This window comes from Microbacterium maritypicum MF109, assembly GCF_000455825.1.
In the GTDB taxonomy this organism is placed as follows: domain Bacteria; phylum Actinomycetota; class Actinomycetes; order Actinomycetales; family Microbacteriaceae; genus Microbacterium; species Microbacterium maritypicum_A.
Genome location: NZ_ATAO01000206.1, coordinates 236,512 through 255,639 on the forward strand (window position 1 = coordinate 236,512; position 19,128 = coordinate 255,639).

The window sequence follows — 19,128 nt, forward strand, 5'->3', positions numbered from 1 at the left end:
ATCACGAGGGCACTCGTTCGACCCAGGACGGGTACTTCGCCGTACGGCCATCGCCCGACGAGGTGCGCGTCACGCGTCGGCGGACCCAGGGACCGACGAACTCCCGGTAGTAGGCGAGCCCCGATGGCCCGGTACCCAGTCGATCATTCGGGGCCCACCATGTCGCCGGGGGCTCGAAGCCGAGCGCGTGCAGCACGCGGGCAGCGACACGGTGGTGACCCGCCGCGTTCATGTGCAGACGGTCATCCGCCCAATACGCACCGCGGGAGAGCTCACGATCCGGCCAATTGAGTGCTCGGACCACGTCGGGGCGCTCTTCGATCCGCCGGAGCACCGCGTCGGAGAGCAGATCGCCGCGCCGCTGGACGAGGGAGCCCATCGGGAGCTGCCCGCTGGGATTGGCACCCGAGAGCAGGATCATGGTGACGCCCTCCTCATCGCACCGCCGCAGCACGCGACTGAATGCATCGGCGATGTGCTCGACATCGGTGCGCGGGCGCAGCATATCGTTGCCACCGCCGTTGAAGGAGAGATGCGTCGGGCGCAGAGCGAGCGCGGGTTCGAGCTGCTGCTCGACGATCGGCCAGGCGAGCTTGCCCCTGATCGCGAGGTTCGCGTACTGGATGGAGTGGCCCGCCGCGTCCGCCCAGCCTTGGGCCGCGAGATCGGCCCAGCCGCGCTCCCGCCCATCCGGAAGAACGTCACCGACCCCCTCGGTGAACGAGTCGCCGATCGCCACGAACCGCACATCTGCCATCGTCCCAGCCTATTGCGGCTCACGACGCGCGGCGTCAACGGTCGTCGAGAGCCTGACCACCCCGATCGACGAGCCCCCATGCCGCGGCGGCCGCACCGAGGAAGCACACGCCGAACACGGCGAACAGCAGCGGAGCCCCACCGGCGATCAGAAGGACCGGTACGGAAAGCGGCGCCACGATCGATGCGATGCGGCCGACCCCGGCGGCCCAGCCCGTGCCCGTTCCCCGCAACGACGTCGGATAGATCTCGGGCGTGACGGCGTACAGCGCGCCCCAGGCACCGAGGTTGAAGAAAGACAGAGCCATGCCCGCAGCGATGATCGCCCCCTCGGTCGTGGCCGTGCCGAAGATCACAGCCGAGACGGCCGACCCCAGAAGGAACACCGACAGGGTCAGCCGTCGCCCCCAGACCTCGATCAGCCACGCGGCGACCGCGTATCCCGGAAGCTGCGCGAGCGTGATGATCAGTGTGAATCCGAACGAGCGGACGAGATCGAACCCGGCGTCCACGAGGATGCTCGGAATCCAGATGAACGCGCCGTAGTAGGCGAAGTTCACGCCCAGCCACACCACCCAGAGGCAGAGGGTGCGCAGGCGGAACTCGGGGTTCCAGAGCGTGGCGAGGCGGGCCCGAGCCGTGACCGCGATCGCGCGGGACGCCGGCTCCTTCCGAATGGCCGGGGCCGTCCCCACACCGGCATCAGCCTCGAAGGCCGAGACGATGCGATCAGCTTCCGCGATGCGTCCACGCGAGGCGAGCCATCGTGGAGACTCGGGCATCCGCCACCGCACGAACAGTGCATACACGGCAGGAATCGCGCCGAGCGCGAAGGCCCAGCGCCAACCGTCGTCGGACGCCGGGATGACCAGGAACCCGATGACGGCGGCTGCCGTCCATCCGAGCGCCCAGAAGGCCTCCAACACGACGATCAGACGACCGCGGATTCGGGCCGGTGCGAACTCGCTCACGTACGTCGACGCGACCGGGAGCTCGGCACCGAGACCGAGCCCGACGAGGAATCGCAGCACGAGGAGTGCCGCGATTCCGCCGACGAGCGCGCTGGCCCCGGTCGCGATGCCGTACACGAGCAGGGTGAGGGCGAACACCTGGCGGCGACCGAAGCGATCGGCCAGCAGACCGCCGAGCGTCGCACCGATGGCCATCCCGATGAAACCGACCGAGGCGATCCACCCCGCCTCGCCCTTGGTCAGTCCCCACTGCTGCGTGAGGGCTGCGAGGATGAAGGAGATCAGACCGACATCCATCGCGTCCAGCGCCCATCCGAGCCCGGATCCGGTGAGCAGCCGGAGGTGTCGACGCGTGAACGGCAGGACGTCCAGGCGCTCGGCCAGCGATGAGCGGCTCGGCAGGGCGGTGTTGGCCATGCTCCTCATCGTAGAGCCGAGCGCCGGACGCCCCGCACGCGATATCGTCAGTCCTGCGCGCCGAGGATCCGCTTCACCCGAGGGATCACTTCGGTGCCGTACAGCTCGATGCTGCGCATCATCGACTCGTGCGACAGTGTGCCTGTGGCGTACTTCAGGTCGAAGCGGCCGAGACCCAGGGTCGTGATCGTGTCGGCGATCTTCGCGGCGACTCGATCCGGTGAGCCCGCGTAGATCGCCCCTTCCGGACCGACATCGTTCTGGAAACGCGCGCGGCTGTATGCCGGCCAGCCGCGCTCGCGGCCGATGGTGTTGTTCATCGCCTCGAATCCGGAGTACGCCGCGTCCCAGGCCTCCGCGTCGGTCTCGGCGATGTGGCCCGGGGAATGAACGGAGACGGGGTGCGAGGTCGTGCCGAACGACGCCACCGAGCGGTGGTACAGGTCGACGAAGGGCTTGAACCGCGCCGCCGGTCCCCCGATGATCGCGAGCATCAGCCCCAGGCCGTGACGCGCGACGCGCACGACGGACTCCGGGCTTCCACCGACACCGACCCAGGTACGCAGGCCCTTCTCGGTCTTGGGGAACACATTCGCGTTGTCGAGCGACGCCCGCATCGTGCCCGACCACGTCACGGGCTCTTCCTTGAGCAGCTCGACGAAGAGCTCCAGCTTCTGCTCGAACAGTGCGTCGTAGTCGCGGAGGTCGTAGCCGAACAGGGGGAAAGACTCGATGAAGGATCCGCGCCCGAGAACGACCTCGGCGCGACCGTCCGAAAGCGCGTCCAGCGTCGAGAAGCGTTCGAACACGCGTACCGGATCGTCGGAGGACAACACGGTCACCGCGGTGCCCAATCGGATGTGTTCCGTGCGAGCCGCGATCGCGGCCAGCACCATCTCCGGCGCGGACACCGCGAACTCGGCGCGGTGGTGCTCCCCCACCCCGAAGAAGTCCACTCCCACCGTGTCTGCGAGCTCTGCCTGCTCCACGACGTTGCGGATGGTCTGCGCTCCGGTGAGGAGCTCTCCGTCTGCGTCCCTCGTGATGTCCCCGAAGGTGTCCAGCCCGAATTCGATTCCCATGTCATCCCTCTCTATTCAGGTGAATGAACACGCGGCGATCGAACCGCATTCCCGTCAGCGCGGAAGCAGCGCGCTGCGCAGCGTGTCGAGGCCGACCCCACCCATGTCGAGCGCGCGCTTGTGGAAGCCCTTGAAGGAGAAGGCGTCGCCCTCCGCCGCACGGACGCCGTCACGCACCTGCTCCCAGATGCGCTGACCGACCTTGTACGACGGAGCCTGCCCCGGCCAGCCGAGGTAGCGGTTCACCTCGAACTGCACGAACTGATCCGACATGTTCACGTTCTGACGCATGAAGTCGAGTGCGTACTCCGCATCCCACACTCCCGTGCCATCGAGACGTGGCTTGCCCAGGTGTACGCCGATGTCGAGCACCACACGGGCCGCCCGCATACGCTGCCCGTCGAGCATGCCGAGTCGATCGGCGGGATCGTCGAGGTAGCCGAGCTGCTCCATCAGACGCTCGGCGTACAGGGCCCACCCCTCGGCGTGGCCCGAGGTGCCGGCCAACAGCCGGCGCCAGGAGTTGAGCTCGGCCCGGTTGTACACGGCCTGGGCGATCTGCAGGTGGTGGCCCGGCACGCCCTCATGAAAGACGGTGGTGAGCTCTCGCCAGGTGTCGAACTCCGTGACGCCCTCGGGAACGGACCACCACATACGACCGGGACGCGAGAAGTCGTCGGTCGGGCCCGTGTAGTAGATGCCACCTTCCTGGGTGGGCGCGATCATGCACTCGAGCGTGCGGATCGCCTCGGGGATGTCGAAGTGGGAGGCTCCGAGTTCGGCGACCGCGCGATCGCTCGTCTCCTGCATCCACTTCTGGAGAGCGTCGGTGCCCACGAGCTTGCGGGCAGGGTCGGCTTCGAGGTGGGCCACGGCCTCTTCGACGGAGGCCCCCGGCAGGATCTCATTCGCGATCGCGGTCTGCTCCGCCACCATGCGCGCGAGCTCTTCGCGGCCCCACTCGTAAGTTTCGTCGAGGTCGATCGTCGCACCGAGGAAGCGACGGGAGTTGAGCGCGTACAGGTCGCGTCCGACGGCGTCGACCTCTCCGGCGGCGGGGGCGAGTTCCTCCGCGAGGAAGCGGCGCAGCTCGTCGTACGCGACGCGTGCGGCGGCGGAGTTGTCGGCGAGAGTACGCGCGAGCGAGGCAGGCAGCTGCCCTTCTTCGGGGTCGGCCTCCGCGACGAACGCGGCGAAGAATCCGTCATCCGCGGTGTAACGGTCGATCTGCGTCGCGACCTCGATCACTTGACGACGTGCCGGCGTCACCCCCTCGGCGATACCGGTGCGCAGCGTCTCGACGTAGCCACGGAGGGCGTCGGGAACAGCGGCGAGCCTCGTCGCGATCACGTCCCAGTTCTCGACGGTCGCGGTCGGCATCAGATCGAAGGCCGCGCGCACATCCTGCGCCGCCGAGGCGATGACGTTGAGATCGCGCAGATGCCACTTCGCGTCGTGCAACTCGAGATCGAGACGCAGCTCCGCGCCCAGGTCGGTCTTGGTCACCTCGTCGATCGCGTCGACGGGCTCGAGGGCCGAGAGCCTGTCGAGTGTCGCGCGAGTCGCAGCGGCGATCTCTTCCTGCCCCGCGGGACTCAGGTCACCGAAGCGATCGTTCACCTCGTCGCGGCCGATGTAGGTCCCGAGAGTGGGCGCCAGTACCGCGATCGTGTCGACCCATTCATCGGCGACGGCGTCGATGGCGGAGGGAGTGCGGGGAGCTGAAGTCATAGTTGTCAGCCTAATCCCCGCCCCCCTCTCGCCGCCGGGTCTCAGTGCGCTGCTTCGTTCCAGTCGCGTCCGCGTCCGACCTGCACGTCGAGCGGCACCGAGAGCTCGGCCGCATCCCCCATCCGGGCGCGCACGATCCGCTCCGTGGCATCCCACTCCCCCGGAGCGACCTCGACCACGAGTTCGTCGTGGATCTGCAGCAGCACGCGAGAGGAGAGCTGCTCGGACCGGAGATCGTCGTGGATGTGCAGGAGCGCGATCTTCATGATGTCGGCCGCACTGCCCTGGATCGGAGCGTTGAGCGCCGCACGCTCGGCGTTCTCGCGCAGCACCCGGTTCGGACTCGCCAGGTCAGGGAACGGACGACGGCGACCGAAGATCGTCTCGGTGTAGCCGACCTCCTTCGCCTTCATCACCGAGGCCCGCAGATAGTCGCGCACGGCGCCGAAACGTGCGAAGTACTCGACCATGAGCTGCTTGGCTTCGGACTGCTCGATACGCAGCTGCTTGGAGAGACCGAAGGCGGAGAGGCCGTAGACGAGACCGTACGACATGGCCTTCACCTTGGTGCGCATGGCCGCAGTGACGTCGCTCGGCTCGACGCCGAACACCCGCGCGCCGACGAAGCGGTGAAGGTCTTCTCCGCTGTTGAACGCTTCGATCAATCCTTCGTCACCGGACAGGTGCGCCATGATGCGCATCTCGATCTGCGAGTAGTCAGCCGTGAGCAGAGACTCGTACCCCTCGCCGACTTCGAAAGCACTGCGGATGCGGCGAGATTCCTCGGTGCGCACCGGGATGTTCTGCAGGTTCGGATCGGTGCTGGAGAGACGACCGGTCTGGCTTCCGGTCTGCACATAGGTCGTGTGCACACGGTGGTCGTCGCCGATGGCCGTGTCGAGCGACTCGATGATCTGGCGCAACTTTGTGGCTTCGCGATGCTGCAGCAGAAGGCTCAGGAAGGGATGGGGATTGCTCTCCTGCAGGTCGGCCAGCACCGCGGCATCCGTCGAGTAGCCGGTCTTGGTCTTGCGGGTCTTGGGGAGCTGGAGGTCTTCGAACAGGACCTCTTGGAGCTGCTTGGGCGAGCCGAGGTTGAACTCCCGTCCCACGACGGAGAACGCCTCCTGCGCGAGCCCTTCGGCTCGGGTGGCGAGCTCACCGGAGAACGTCGACAGCACGTCGTGAGAAACCGCCACGCCCGCGACCTCCATATCGGCGAGGGTGAGCAGTGTCGGGAGCTCGATGTCGACCAGGACCGCGGCGACCGGCTCGGGGATGTCTTCACGAAGCGCATCGGCGACGCGAAGCGCGAACCATGCCTCCTGCGACGGGGTGGCCCCCTCCGTCTCGGGGACGAGCTGCGTCGGATCGGCCTCGGGAAGCTTCTCGCCGAGGTAGCGTTCGACCAGATCGGAGAGCGTCTTGTCGGGGAAGCTGGGGCGCAGGAGCCAGCCAGCCAGGCTCGTGTCGTAGGCGAGCCCGCCGAGGCGGATGCCCTGGCGGATCAGCGCCTTCACCTGCGGCTTCGCATCGTGGAGCACCTTCGGCGCGTCGGACTCGATCCATCCGCGCAACGCTTCGGCGGCGGCGTCTGCCCAGTCGGTCTCGCGGAGCTCGGTCAGCGTGGCGGCACCGATGCGCACGGGGACCCCGCCTTGGGTCGTGATGCGCAGAGAGACGTCGCCTTCCTGGGCCGCGGCCCACGTGGCGAGATCGGTCGGCGTCACCTCAGCGGGGACGGGAAGGACGACGACGGATGCGGGGTCGTCGGCGACCTCGCCTGCGCCCACGGCCTCGAACACGCGAGGCAACAGGGTGCGGAACTCGAGGCGCGCGAAGATGTCACGCACAGCCTGCGGATCGATCGGTGCCACCGCGAGATCGGCGGGGCCGACCGGAAGCTCGACGTCGGTGAGCAGGCGGTTGAGCTTGCGGTTGCGACGGACGTCTTCGATGTGGTCGCGGAGGTTGCCGCCGACCACGCCCTTGATCTCGTCGGCACGGGCGATCAGCTCATCGAGCGAGCCGAACTGCGTGAGCCACTTGACCGCGGTCTTCTCGCCGACCTTCGGCACGCCGGGGAGGTTGTCGCTCGTCTCCCCGACGAGTGCTGCGATGTCGGGGTACTGCTCTGGTCGCACCCCGTATCGCTCCTGAACGGTGGACGGGTCGTAGCGCTTGAGCTGGGAGACACCCTGCACTGACGGGTACAACAGGGTGACATCGTCGTTGACGAGCTGGATGGTGTCGCGGTCGCCGGAGACGACGAGCACTTCGAAGCCCTGCTCCGCGCCCTGCGACGCGAGGGTCGCGAGGATGTCATCGGCCTCGATCCCCTCTTTCGTCAGGACCGGGATGGACATGGCGGCGAGGCAATCCTGAAGGAGAGGGATCTGACCCTTGAACTCCTGCGGCGACTCCGACCGCGTCGCCTTGTATTCCGGGTACTCATCCGTGCGGAACGAATGACGCGAGGTGTCGAAGGCGATCGCCAGATGCGTCGGCTGCTCGGCCTTGATGAGGTTCACCAGCATCGACAGGAAGCCGTAGATGCCGTTGGTGTGCTGATTGTCCTTGGTCGTGAAGTTGTCGACCGGGAGGGCGAAGAAGGCACGATAGGCGAGCGAGTGGCCGTCGACGACCATGAGGGTAGGCTTTGCGGAGTCCGTCACCCTGTCAGCCTAACGAGGACGACAGACACCCGCTGAGGAGGATGCATGAGCGACGTCGCGATGAGCGAGGGACTCGACTGGGCCACGGCCCGTGGAATGGGTGCTCTGGCCGAGAAGATGGGCATGGAGTTCGTCGAGTTCAGCGTCGAGCGCTGCGTCGCGACCATGCCCGTCGAAGGCAACACCCAGCCGGTGGGACTCATGCACGGCGGCGCCTACGTGGTGCTCGGGGAATCCCTCGGATCGATGGCGGCGAACCTGCACGCCGGTGCCGGCCGACTCGCCGTCGGTGTCGACATCAACGCGACGCACACGCGGTCGGCGACCTCGGGTGTCGTCACGGGAGTGTGCACGCCCGTGCACCTGGGCAGGAGCATCACCGTTCACGAGATCGTGGTCACGGACGATCAGGGGCGCCGCTGCTCGACGATCCGCATCACCAACATGATCAAGGACCTTCCCGCCGAGCGCTGAGCGGTTCCTCCAGCAGTCGCTGGAACAGCAGGTGGTCCTGCCACTCCCCCGCGATGCGGAGGTAGTTCGGCGCCATACCGATGCGCTCGAAGCCGTTTCCGAGCAGCACCCGTTGTGACCCGAGATTGTGCAGCAGCGTCGCCGCCTGCAGCCGATGGAGGCGCAGTTCCGCGCGCGAGTACTCGATGATCTGCGCGACCCCGCGGCTCGCGAGCCCACGGTGCAGCCTCGACCTGTCGACCCAGTATCCGAGGTCGGCGCTCCAGAACGCGCCACGGACGATGTTGTTGATGTTCATCCGTCCGCGGATCTCTCCGTCATCGGATTCGATGACGAAGCGGATGCTGCGGCCACTGGCCGCATCATCCACGCATTGCTGCACATGCTGCTCTTGCGAGTCGACGGAGAAGAACGCCTCGCTGCGGGTGGGTTCCCACGGTGCGAGATGCTCGCGGTTCGCGAGATAGGCGCGCGAGAGCGCAGCGCCATCGCCCCGCCGTACGGGCCGCAGGATGTGCTCGGTATCGAGCCGGAGGAACCCGGCGTCCACCGCTACTTCTTGGGAGCGAGCTGTTCGATGATCGCCTTGGCGACGTCCTGCATCGTCAGACGGCGGTCCATGGACGCCTTCTGGATCCATCGGAACGCCTCGGGCTCGCTCAGGCCCATCTTCTCGTTGAGGAGGCCCTTGGCACGGTCGACGAGCTTGCGAGTCTCGAAGCGCTCCACCATGTCGGCGACCTCGGCCTCGAGCGTGATGATCTGCTCGTGGCGGGCCAGCGCGATCTCGATCGCGGGCAGGAGGTCGTTCGGGGTGAACGGCTTCACGACGTACGCGAGAGCACCCGCCTCGCTGGCGCGCTCGACGAGCTCCTTCTGGCTGAATGCCGTGAGCAGGACGACGGGGGCGATGTTGCCCTTGTGCAGCTTCTCGGCGGCACTGATGCCATCGAGCTGAGGCATCTTGACGTCCATGATGACCAGGTCGGGGCGCAGCTCGGTCGCCAGAGCGACCGCGGTCTCTCCGTCACCGGCCTCGCCGACGACATCGAAGCCGTTGTCGCGGAGGATCTCGACGATGTCGAGACGGATCAGCGACTCATCTTCGGCGACGACGACGCGTCGGGGTGCGGATGACGTGGGCTGCTCAGCCTGCTCTTCTTGCTCTGTCACACAACCATCCTAGTGGAGTGCCCCTGTCCGCAGGCCCTCGGCGCTCGGCGCGGACGTTCACGCGCCTCGCCTGCGCTAAAGTCGTAAACGCGACACACGAGCCGGCGTGGCGGAATGGCAGACGCGGAGCACTCAAAATGCTTTGTCCGAAAGGGCGTGTGGGTTCGAGTCCCACCGCCGGCACCCTCGATGAGACTCCCTCCGTCGTCTCCTCCGCGCCCACCGGCCCCCTCCCTCGAAACGGCCCCGTGCGCTAGAAAGTCCTTATGCACGAAGGCGACGACCTGCCTGCCGCACACGCTGCGCGTCCGCGACGTCGGCGCCGTGCCCTCATCGCCATCGGCGCCGTCCTCGCCGTGGCTCTCATGCTCCTCGCCGCCGAGGTGACACGGAGAACCCTCGCCGAGCAGGACGAAGCCCGAGCGGATCCCGCGTTCTACACCCTCCCCTCTCCCCCACCCCGGGGAGATCCGGGCGAGATCATCCGCATCGAGTCGATCGAGAGCGCACCCGTGGGCGCCGTCGCGTGGCGCGTGATCTACCACTCCCGCGATCTCGTGGGGGCGGACATCCCTGTCTCCGGCGTGGTGATCATCCCGGACGGGCCTGCTCCCGAGGGCGGACGCACCGTGATCTCCTGGGGCCATCCCACCACCGGTGCGGCATCGACGTGTGCGCCTTCACGCGGCCTGGATCCGTTCCAGTACATCGAGGGGATGCATGAGCTGCTCGCCGAGGGCTACGCGGTCGTGGCCACCGACTATCCGGGGCTCGGCGTCGAAGGCGCGTCGTCGTATCTGCTCGGCGTGCCCGAGTCCAACAGTGTGCTCGACATCGTCCGGGCGGCGCGACGGATCGACGACGCACACGTGAGCGACCGGGTCGTGCTGTGGGGACACTCGCAAGGCGGGCAGGCTGTGCTCTTCGCTGCGGAACGTGCAGCGGAGTACGCGCACGAGCTCACGATCGAAGGTGTCGCCGTGGCGGCCCCCGCAGCGAACCTGAACGCTCTGATGACCGACGACATCGTGAACCTCTCCGGCGTCACGATCGCCTCCTTCGCCGTCCCGGCCTACGAGGCCGCCTACGCCGAGCAGTACGGAGCCACAGAGATCACCGGCATCCTCACCCCCGCCGGGCTGAAGGCGACACCGGCGATGGCCGCCCTGTGCCTGCTCACCCAGAACGATGAGATCCACGCGATCGCCGATCCCCTGGTCGGCGGATACGTCCGGAGCGATCCCGCCACGACGGAACCGTGGCAGACGATGTTGCAGGAGAACAGTGCGGGGAACAGTCCCGTCAGAGTGCCCGTCTTCGTCGGCCAGGGAGAAGCCGACGAACTCGTGCTGCCGAGCGCGACCGAGGACTACGTGAAGCTGCTGTGCACGCAGAACGCCGAGGTGACGTTCCACCGCTACTCCGGCGTCACCCATGGCCTCGCCGCCTATGCCTCCCTGCCGGACCTGCTGCTGTGGCTCCCGACGCTGGACGGAGACCGCGCAGAGACTGACGGCTGCCGGTGACGTTCTGATCCTCGGCGACGAACTATTCCGCGAGGACCGCGAGTTCCGCCAGGACCCGAGGATTCGCGAGGATCCGGAAGTGCCCGCCCGTGTCGAGGCGGACGTTCTTGGCTCCGGCGAGTTCGCTCCCCTCCGGGATATGGGGGTCGAACGCCGCATAGACCGACACGATCCGCCCGTTCACCGTGAGCTGCTGCGCGAGGCTCACGATCGACGGGTCTTCCGGTGAGAACTCCCGCAGAGCGCGCGACAGCATGAGCCGGGCATAGCGCGAACCCCCGAACGGGGTCGCGATCGCGAGCATCGAACGCACTCGCTCGCCCGCGGGACCCGTCATCACGACCTTTCCCGCGAGACCCCCTTTGCTGTGGGCGACGAGGATCACATCGTCGAGCCCGTTCTCCGTCAGGAACGCCTCCACAGCCCGCGCCATGTCCGCCACCGGTCGCTGATTCCGGTGAAGCGTATCGACGATGTGGACCGGATGCCCGCGGTCGTGCATGGCGGCGACGAGCGGCTGCAGGAACCGCCACGTCTCATAGACGCCCGGAAGGACGATGATGTGCGCCGCACTCCCGGATGCGAAGGATGCCGGATCGGTGCGGTCGAACATCGCGCGCACCTGCCAGTACCCGGCGTACACGTAGTCGGCGATCCACCACCCCGCGTTCTTCAGCACGCCGATGACGGGCTCCTCCGACGACACCACGGCTCCATGAGTGAAAACTACCCGATGCGCATGACAGAGGGGGCGGGACCGAAGTCCCGCCCCCTCTGGATGCTGTGCGTCAGACGCCGGCCTTGTAGATCGGAGCTGCACCGCGGATCGCATCGCCGACCTTGTGCACACGAAGGTCGTTCGTCGATCCGACGATTCCGGGAGGGGAGCCGGAGATCACGACGACCTTGTCCCCTTCCTCGGCGAGACCGTTGCCGAGCAGATACTCGTCGACCTGGTGATACATCAGGTCGGTGTGCTGCACCATGTCGACCAGGGTCGAACGGATGCCCCAGGTCAGCGCCATTCGGCGACGGATGCCCGGCTCGGGCGTAAACGCAATCATCGGGATGCGCGAGCGCAGGCGCGACAGACGACGCGCGGAGTCGCCCGACTGGGTGAACACGCAGAGGAACTTCGCGTCGACGAACTCGGCGACCTCGAGAGCAGCAAGCGTGATGGCACCACCCTGGGTGCGGGGCTTGGTCGTGAGGGGCGCGATGCGCTCCAAGCCGTGCTCTTCCGTGGACGCGATGATCCGCGCCATGGTCTCGACGACGACCACCGGGTAGTCGCCGACGCTGGTCTCACCCGACAGCATGACCGCGTCCGCGCCGTCGAGCACGGCGTTCGCGACATCCGAGGTCTCGGCGCGGGTCGGCACCGGGCTGCTGATCATCGACTCGAGCATCTGCGTCGCGACGATGACCGGCTTGGCCATACGACGCGCGATCTCGACGGCGCGCTTCTGCACGATCGGCACGGCCTCGAGCGGAAGTTCCACACCGAGGTCGCCACGAGCGACCATAATCGCGTCGAACGCGTCGACGATCTCTTCGAGCGCGTCGACGGCCTGCGGCTTCTCGACCTTGGCGATGACAGGGACGCGGACGCCCTCTTCCGCCATGATCTCGTGCACACGCTCGACGTCGGCGGCGTTGCGCACGAACGACAGGGCGATCAGGTCGGCACCGATGCGCAGACCCCAGCGCAGGTCGTCTTCGTCCTTCTCGCTCAGCGCGGGGACGTTGACGGCGACGCCGGGCAGGTTGATGCCCTTGTTGTTGGACACGGCACCGGCGACGATGACCTTGGTCGTGACGGTGACGCCGTCGGTCTCGACGACCTCGACCCGGACCTTGCCGTCGTCGATCAGGAGGAAGTCTCCCGGCTTGACGTCATGCGGCAGACCCTTGAAGGTCGTCCCGCTGATGTCCTTGTTGCCGATGATGTCTTCGGTGGTGATCTTGAAGATGTCGCCCTTGGCGAGTTCGTAGGGGCCGTTCTCGAACTTGCCGAGACGGATCTTCGGACCCTGCAGGTCGACGAGGATGGCGACGGCACGGCCGGCGTCTTCTGCGGCACGACGCACATTGGCGTAGTTGTTCTCGTGCACGGAGTAGTCGCCGTGGCTGAGGTTCAGTCGAGCGACATCCACCCCCGCATCGATCAGTGCGCGCACCGTCTCATAGGTGGAGGTGGCGGGGCCCAGGGTGGCGACGATTTTCGCGCGTCTCAAAGATTTCTCCAGGGTAGAAGTGGGGGAAGGTAAATCAGGCGACGGTGCCGGCCTCAGCCTACGCGGGCTGGAGACCGATCGCGACATCACTCGGGCGCACCGGCTCGGGGAGCACGGTGGTGCCCATCAGGAACCGGTCGACGTTCGCCGCCGCCGCACGCCCTTCAGCGATGGCCCACACGATGAGCGACTGTCCGCGTCCGGCGTCACCGGCCACGAACACGCCGGGAACCGTCGACTCGTACGAGGAGTCGCGACGGAACGCACCCCGGTCGGTCACCTGCGGAAGCGTGTCCTCGGTGTATCCGCCCTGCTCGGGACCGGTGAATCCCATCGCTATCAGGATGAGGTCGGCCGGGATCTCGCGCTCGGTGCCGCTCTTGGGCACGCGACGACCGTCGACGTACTCCGTCTCCGCCACACGCAGCGCTCGGACCTCGCCGACCTCGTTGCCGAGGAACTCGACGGTGGATGCGAGGAAGACCCGCTCGCCGCCCTCCTCATGCGCAGACGAGACCTCGAACACGGTCGGCATCATCGGCCACGGCTGGTGGTCGGGACGCGTGTCACCCGGCTGCTTGCCGATCGCGAGGTTGGTGACGCTGAGTGCGCCCTGACGGTGAGCGGTGCCGATGCAGTCCGCTCCGGTGTCACCGCCGCCGATCACGATGACGTGCTTGCCCTCGGCGCTGATCTGGTCGGCGACCTTGTCTCCCGCGACCGCGTGGTTCGACTCCACGAGGTACTCCATGGCGAAATGCACCCCGTCGAGGTCACGGCCGGGGATGGCGAGGTCACGCGGCACGGTCGAGCCGGTGGCGATGACGACCGCGTCGTACCGCGCGCGCAGATCGGGCCAGGAGATGTCCTTGCCGATCTCGACACCGGCACGGAAGCGGGTGCCCTCCTCCTGCATCTGACGAAGACGCGACTCGAGCTGGGTCTTCTCCATCTTGAAGTCGGGGATGCCGTAGCGGAGCAGACCTCCGATGCGGTCGTCACGCTCGAAGACCGCGACGGTGTGCCCGGCGCGGGTGAGCTGCTGCGCGGCGGCGAGACCCGCCGGTCCCGATCCGACGACAGCGACGGTCTTGCCCGTCAGGCGCTCCGGCGGCTCGGGTTCGACCCAGCCCTTCGCGAACGCCTCGTCGATGATCGAGACCTCGATCTGCTTGATGGTCACGGCCGGCTGGTTGATGCCGAGCACGCACGAGCTCTCGCACGGCGCAGGGCACAGCCGTCCCGTGAACTCAGGGAAGTTGTTCGTGGCGTGCAGACGCTCGATCGCCGCGCGACCCTCACCGCGCCACGTCAGGTCGTTCCACTCCGGGATCAGGTTGCCGAGCGGGCACCCCTGGTGGCAGAACGGCACACCGCAGTCCATGCAACGGCCGGCCTGTCGACGGAGCACCTGCTTGTCACCGGGCTCGTAGACCTCTTTCCAGTCCATGATGCGCACCGGCACCGGACGTCGTGCGGGGAGTTCCCGCTCGGTCACCTTCAGAAAGCCTTTGGGATCAGCCACCGGTCACCTCCAGGATGCGGTTCCACACGATGTCGCCGTCGGGGTCGATCCCCTCGGCCAGCGCCTCCTCGCGCATGCTCCGCACAGCGGCGAAGTCACGAGGCAGCACCTTCACGAACTCTGCAGCGGTCTCCTCGAAGCTCTCGAGGAAGGACGAGGCCAACGGCGACGCCGTGCGCTCGACATGCGCGACCAGCAGGCTGCGCAGCACCTCGAGATCCGCTCGATCGAGCGGTTCGAGCAGCAGCTCTCCACTCCCGAGGGATTGCGCGTTCACCTTGCTCGTGTCGAGCGCGTGCACATACGCCACTCCCCCGGACATGCCGGCGCCGAAGTTGCGTCCAGTGGACCCGAGGATCACGGCCAGACCACCCGTCATGTACTCCAGGGCGTGGTCACCCACGCCCTCGACGACAGCGGTCGCACCGGAGTTGCGCACGAGGAAGCGCTCGCCGACGACGCCCGAGATGAACATCGTCCCCGAGGTCGCGCCGTAGCCGATCACATTGCCGGCGATCACGTTCTCGTGCGGAGCGATAGCGGAGCCGCGCGGCGGGCGGATCGTGATGTCGCCGCCGGAGAGCCCCTTGCCGACGTAGTCGTTCGCATCGCCCTCGAGGCGGAGCACGATCCCCGGCGGCAGGAACGCGCCGAGCGACTGTCCGGCGGTGCCGTGCAGCGTGACGTCGATCGTACCCTGCGGCAGACCCGCCGCCCCGTGCCGCGAGGTCACCTGGTGACCCAGCATCGTGCCCACGGCGCGCTCAGTGTTGGCGATGGGCAGCTCCACCACGACGGGTTCGCCGTTGAGGAGCGCCCCCTTCGCGATGTCGATGAGCTGCACGTCGAAATGCTTCTCGAGTTCGTGATCCTGTGTGCGCCCGCTGCGACGCGGCTCACCCGCAGGGAACACCGGTCCTTCGAGCACCGGAGTGAGGTCGAGCCCCTCGGCCTTCCAGTGCTCGACAGCGGCGTTCACCTCGATGAGGTCGGCACGGCCGACGATCTCGTCGATCGAGCGGTATCCGAGTTCGGCGAGGAGCTCGCGCACCTCCTCCGCGATGAACTCCATGAAGTTCACGACGAACTCGGGCTTGCCCGTGAACCGCTCGCGCAGCACCGGGTTCTGGGTCGCGACGCCCACCGGGCAGGTGTCGAGGTGGCATACACGCATCATGATGCAGCCGCTGACCACGAGCGGAGCCGTGGCGAAGCCGAACTCCTCGGCTCCCAGCAGGGCTCCGATGATCACATCGCGACCGGTCTTGAGCTGCCCGTCGACCTGCACGACCACACGGTCGCGCATGCCGTTGAGCATGAGCGTCTGCTGCGTCTCGGCGAGACCGAGCTCCCACGGCGTACCCGCGTGCTTGAGCGAGTTCAGCGGGCTGGCCCCCGTTCCCCCGTCGTGACCGGAGACCAGGATGACGTCGCTCAGTGCCTTCGCGACACCCGCCGACACCGCACCGATACCCGACTGGCTCACCAGCTTGGTGTGGATGCGTGCCTCGGGATTCGCCCTCTTCAGGTCGAAGATCAACTGCTTGAGGTCTTCGATCGAGTAGATGTCGTGATGCGGCGGCGGCGAGATCAGGCCCACCCCGGCGGTCGCGTGACGCGTGCGTGCCACCCAGGGGTACACCTTGGTCGGGGGCAGCTGACCTCCCTCGCCGGGCTTGGCACCCTGCGCGAGCTTGATCTGGATGTCGTCCGCCTCGGTGAGGTAAAGGCTCGTGACACCGAAGCGTCCGGAGGCGACCTGCTTGATCGAGCTGCGGCGTTCGGGGTCGACCAGCCGATCGGGGTCCTCGCCGCCCTCGCCCGTGTTCGACTTGGCCCCGATGCTGTTCATCGCGATCGCGAGGGTCTCGTGCGCTTCCCGGGAGATCGAGCCGTAGCTCATCGCCCCCGTGGAGAACCGCTTGACGATCGCGGAGACCGGTTCGACCTCGTCGAGCGGCACGGGCTTGCGTGTGCCGGTGCGCAGGGTGAAGAGTCCGCGCAGGGTCTTCAGCTCTGCGGCCTGCTCGTCGACGAGCTTCGTGTACTCGCGGAAGATGTCGTACCGCCGTGTGCGGGTCGAGTGCTGCAGCTTGAACACCGTCTCCGGATTGAACAGGTGCGGAGAACCGTCCCGACGCCACTGGTACTCGCCGCCGGTCCACAGACGCTCGTGCGCACGTGCGGCCGCATCCTCGGGATACGCGTAGTCGTGGCGCGCCTGGTTCTCGGCGAAGATCTCCTCGATGCCGATACCGCCGAGCTTGGACTCGGTGCGCGTGAAGTACGCGTCGATGAACTCCTGGCTGAGGCCGATCGCCTCGAACACCTGAGCGCCCGCGTACGACGACACCGTGGAGATGCCCATCTTCGACATGATCTTGAGCACGCCCTTGCCGAGCGCGTAGATCAGGTTCCTGACCGCCTTCTCGGGCGTGATGCCGTTGATGTAGCCGGTGCGCACGAGGTGCTCGACCGTCTCCATAGCGAGGTACGGGTTGACGGCGGAGGCGCCGTAGCCGATCAGCGTCGCGACGTGGTGCACCTCGCGGACGTCACCCGCTTCGACGATGAGACCGACCTTCATGCGGTTCTCGCGCCGGATGAGATGGTGATGGATCGCCGACACCATGAGGAGAGACGGGATCGGGGTGAGGTCCTTGTTGGAGTCGCGGTCCGACAGGATGATGAACTCGGCGCCGTTCTCGATCGCCTCGTCCACCTCTGCGCACATCTCGGAGAGCCGGTCCTGCAGCGTCTGGGGGCCGGCATCGAAGTGGTACAGACCCCGGATGGTCGCGCTCGACCGGCCGGGCATGGCCTTGTCGATGTGGCGGATCTTCGCGAGCTCGTCGTTGTCGATCACCGGGAAGTCGAGCGAGACCGTGCGGGTGTGCTCCGGCCCCCACGACAGCAGGTTGCTCTCCGGGCCGAGGCCCAGCTTGAGGCTCGTCACGACCTCTTCGCGGATCGAGTCGAGAGGCGGGTTGGTCACCTGCGCGAACTGCTGCGTGAAGTAGTCGAACAACAGCCGCGGACGCTTGCTCAGCACAGCGATCGGCGTGTCCGATCCCATGGCGCCGAGCGGCTCGACGCCGGTCTGCCCCATGGGGGTGAGGAGGATGCGGACCTCTTCCTCGGTGTAGCCGAAGGTGCGCTGACGGCGAGTGATCGATGCCGGCGGGTGCACGATGTGCTCGCGCTCCGGCAGCTCGGCAAGACGCACGGCACCGGCGTCCAGCCACTCCTGCCACGGATGCATCGTGGCGAGGTCGTGCTTGATCTCGCTGTCCTCGACGATGCGGCGCTGCGCGGTGTCGACGAGGAACATCTTCCCGGGCTGCAGGCGACCACGGCGCTTGATGCGCTCCGGCTCGAACTGCAGCACGCCGGTCTCGGAGCCGATGACCACGAGCCCGTCGGTCGTCTCGGTCCAGCGTCCAGGACGCAGGCCGTTGCGGTCGAGCGTGGCACCGACGAGCGTGCCGTCGGTGAAGATCAGAGCGGCAGGACCGTCCCACGGTTCCATCTGGTTGGAGTGGTACTCGTAGAACGAGCGCAGCTCCGGCGTGATGTCGGCCTGCTTCTCGTAGGCCTCAGGAACCATCATCATGATGGCGTGCGGCAGGCTGCGGCCGGTGAGGGTCAGCAGCTCTAGCACCTCGTCGAACGAGGCCGAGTCGCTGGCACCGTCGGTGCAGATGGGCAGGAGCGGGGTGATGTCGCCCAGCAGTTCGGATTCGAGCTGAGACTGGCGGGCGCGCATCCAGTTGCGGTTGCCTCCGACCGTGTTGATCTCACCGTTGTGGGCGAGCATGCGCAGCGGCTGCGCGAGCGGCCACGAGGGGAACGTGTTCGTGGAGTACCGGGAGTGCACCACGGCGAGTTCGGACGCGAAGCGCTCATCCTGCAGGTCGGGGTAGAACGGCTCGAGCTGCAGCGTCGTGACCATGCCCTTGTAGCCGAGCGTGCGCGCCGAGAGCGAGACGAAGTAGGCGCCGAGTTCGTGACCGGCGCGCTTGCGCAGACGGTAGGCGACGCGGTCGAGGGCGATGCCCGTGAGCGGCGCATCGGTGTGGGTCGCCCCGCCGGCGCTCACGAAGAGCTGCTCGAAGGCAGGACGGGCCTCATCGGCGAGCTTGCCGAGGTTCTCGTTGGCGGTGGGGACGTCGCGCCAGCCGAGGACCCGGAGGCCCTCGGAGCGGGCGATCTTCTCGATCCCGGCCTTCTGCTGGCGGCGCTCGCTCGAATCGCGGGGCAGGAACGCCAGTCCGGCCGCGTACTCCCCCACGGGCGGCAGTTCGAAGCCGACGACGGCGCGGAGGAACGCATCGGGCATCTGCGTCAGGATGCCGGCGCCGTCCCCGGTGCCCGCATCCGAGCCGATGGCTCCGCGGTGCTCCAGGTTGCGCAGGGCCTCGAGGGCCAACGCGATGATGTCGTGCCCGGCTTCGCCGCGCAGGGTCGCGACCATGGCGAGGCCGCAGGCGTCCTTCTCGAACGCCGGGTTGTACATGCCCTGCTTCGGGGGGTATGCGCCGGAGGCGCCGTAAGGGGGCTG

The 19,128-nt window shown here is 67.3% G+C and carries 13 protein-coding genes and 1 tRNA gene; 3 read left to right on the top strand and 11 right to left on the bottom strand.

The window, feature by feature from the left end:
- Nucleotide 1 precedes the first annotated feature (1 nt).
- Genes L687_RS35440 through polA form a run of 5 tightly spaced genes read right to left on the bottom strand, consistent with a single transcriptional unit; the run spans nucleotide 2 to nucleotide 7,632 of the window.
- Nucleotides 2–757: an SGNH/GDSL hydrolase family protein gene (locus L687_RS35440; protein ID WP_021200582.1), complete on the bottom strand. Its 756-nt coding sequence runs from the start codon at nucleotides 755–757 to the stop codon at nucleotides 2–4.
- A gap of 34 nt (nucleotides 758–791) precedes the next feature.
- Nucleotides 792–2,144, bottom strand: a complete 1,353-nt coding sequence (locus L687_RS35445) for an MFS transporter (protein WP_021200583.1) — start codon at nucleotides 2,142–2,144, stop codon at nucleotides 792–794.
- Nucleotides 2,145–2,191: 47 nt separating this feature from the next.
- Nucleotides 2,192–3,226: an LLM class flavin-dependent oxidoreductase gene (locus L687_RS35450; RefSeq protein ID WP_021200584.1), complete on the bottom strand. Its 1,035-nt coding sequence runs from the start codon at nucleotides 3,224–3,226 to the stop codon at nucleotides 2,192–2,194.
- Between the two features lie 54 nt (nucleotides 3,227–3,280).
- Nucleotides 3,281–4,957, bottom strand: a complete 1,677-nt coding sequence (locus L687_RS35455) for a DUF885 domain-containing protein (RefSeq protein ID WP_021200585.1) — start codon at nucleotides 4,955–4,957, stop codon at nucleotides 3,281–3,283.
- Nucleotides 4,958–4,998: 41 nt separating this feature from the next.
- Entirely contained in the window at nucleotides 4,999–7,632 is a 2,634-nt protein-coding gene (gene polA / locus L687_RS35460) for a DNA polymerase I (RefSeq protein WP_031207658.1), read from the bottom strand.
- 45 nt (nucleotides 7,633–7,677) lie between these two features.
- Between polA and L687_RS35465 the strand changes: the two genes are divergently transcribed.
- Nucleotides 7,678–8,106, top strand: a complete 429-nt coding sequence (locus L687_RS35465; RefSeq protein WP_021200587.1) for a hotdog fold thioesterase — start codon at nucleotides 7,678–7,680, stop codon at nucleotides 8,104–8,106.
- Here the strand turns inward: L687_RS35465 and L687_RS35470 are convergent.
- Together L687_RS35470 and L687_RS35475 are read right to left on the bottom strand one after the other, a co-directional pair.
- Nucleotides 8,081–8,656, bottom strand: coding sequence for a GNAT family N-acetyltransferase (locus L687_RS35470; protein ID WP_021200588.1), 576 nt, complete (start codon nucleotides 8,654–8,656; stop codon nucleotides 8,081–8,083). The two genes, L687_RS35465 and L687_RS35470, sit on opposite strands and share 26 nt — an antisense overlap.
- Before the next feature lie 2 nt (nucleotides 8,657–8,658).
- Entirely contained in the window at nucleotides 8,659–9,279 is a 621-nt protein-coding gene (locus L687_RS35475; protein WP_017830602.1) for an ANTAR domain-containing response regulator, read from the bottom strand.
- A 100-nt stretch (nucleotides 9,280–9,379) separates the two neighbouring features.
- Here L687_RS35475 and L687_RS35480 point away from each other — a divergent pair.
- Both L687_RS35480 and L687_RS35485 read left to right on the top strand, forming a co-directional pair.
- A tRNA-Leu gene (locus tag L687_RS35480) sits at nucleotides 9,380–9,462 on the top strand.
- A gap of 83 nt (nucleotides 9,463–9,545) precedes the next feature.
- Nucleotides 9,546–10,805 carry an alpha/beta fold hydrolase gene (locus L687_RS35485; protein WP_021200589.1) on the top strand — a complete coding sequence of 420 codons (1,260 nt, stop codon included), beginning with the start codon at nucleotides 9,546–9,548 and terminating at the stop codon, nucleotides 10,803–10,805.
- A gap of 22 nt (nucleotides 10,806–10,827) precedes the next feature.
- Here L687_RS35485 and L687_RS35490 read toward each other — a convergent pair whose 3' ends face one another.
- The 4 genes from L687_RS35490 to gltB all read right to left on the bottom strand — a co-directional run bounded on the left by L687_RS35490 (nucleotide 10,828) and on the right by gltB (nucleotide 19,083).
- Nucleotides 10,828–11,514, bottom strand: a complete 687-nt coding sequence (locus L687_RS35490; protein WP_021200590.1) for an esterase/lipase family protein — start codon at nucleotides 11,512–11,514, stop codon at nucleotides 10,828–10,830.
- A gap of 79 nt (nucleotides 11,515–11,593) precedes the next feature.
- Nucleotides 11,594–13,042: a pyruvate kinase gene (gene pyk, locus L687_RS35495; RefSeq protein ID WP_021200591.1), complete on the bottom strand. Its 1,449-nt coding sequence runs from the start codon at nucleotides 13,040–13,042 to the stop codon at nucleotides 11,594–11,596.
- A gap of 58 nt (nucleotides 13,043–13,100) precedes the next feature.
- Nucleotides 13,101–14,567 (bottom strand): glutamate synthase subunit beta, encoded by a 1,467-nt coding sequence (locus L687_RS35500; RefSeq protein ID WP_021200592.1) that lies wholly within the window; start codon nucleotides 14,565–14,567, stop codon nucleotides 13,101–13,103.
- Entirely contained in the window at nucleotides 14,560–19,083 is a 4,524-nt protein-coding gene (gltB, locus tag L687_RS35505; RefSeq protein WP_152525963.1) for a glutamate synthase large subunit, read from the bottom strand. The genes L687_RS35500 and gltB overlap by 8 nt, the downstream gene beginning before the upstream one ends.
- Nucleotides 19,084–19,128 lie beyond the last annotated feature (45 nt).

What these genes read in the sequence shown, in the direction of transcription:
- L687_RS35445 (WP_021200583.1), bottom strand. Translation starts at nt 2,144, where the DNA reads ATGGCCAACACCGCCCTGCCGAGCCGCTCATCGCTGGCCGAGCGCCTG.
- L687_RS35485 (WP_021200589.1), top strand. Translation starts at nt 9,546, where the DNA reads ATGCACGAAGGCGACGACCTGCCTGCCGCACACGCTGCGCGTCCGCGA.
- L687_RS35455 (WP_021200585.1), bottom strand. Translation starts at nt 4,957, where the DNA reads ATGACTTCAGCTCCCCGCACTCCCTCCGCCATCGACGCCGTCGCCGAT.
- L687_RS35440 (WP_021200582.1), bottom strand. Translation starts at nt 757, where the DNA reads ATGGCAGATGTGCGGTTCGTGGCGATCGGCGACTCGTTCACCGAGGGG.
- gltB (WP_152525963.1), bottom strand. Translation starts at nt 19,083, where the DNA reads ATGTACAACCCGGCGTTCGAGAAGGACGCCTGCGGCCTCGCCATGGTC.
- L687_RS35465 (WP_021200587.1), top strand. Translation starts at nt 7,678, where the DNA reads ATGAGCGACGTCGCGATGAGCGAGGGACTCGACTGGGCCACGGCCCGT.
- L687_RS35450 (WP_021200584.1), bottom strand. Translation starts at nt 3,226, where the DNA reads ATGGGAATCGAATTCGGGCTGGACACCTTCGGGGACATCACGAGGGAC.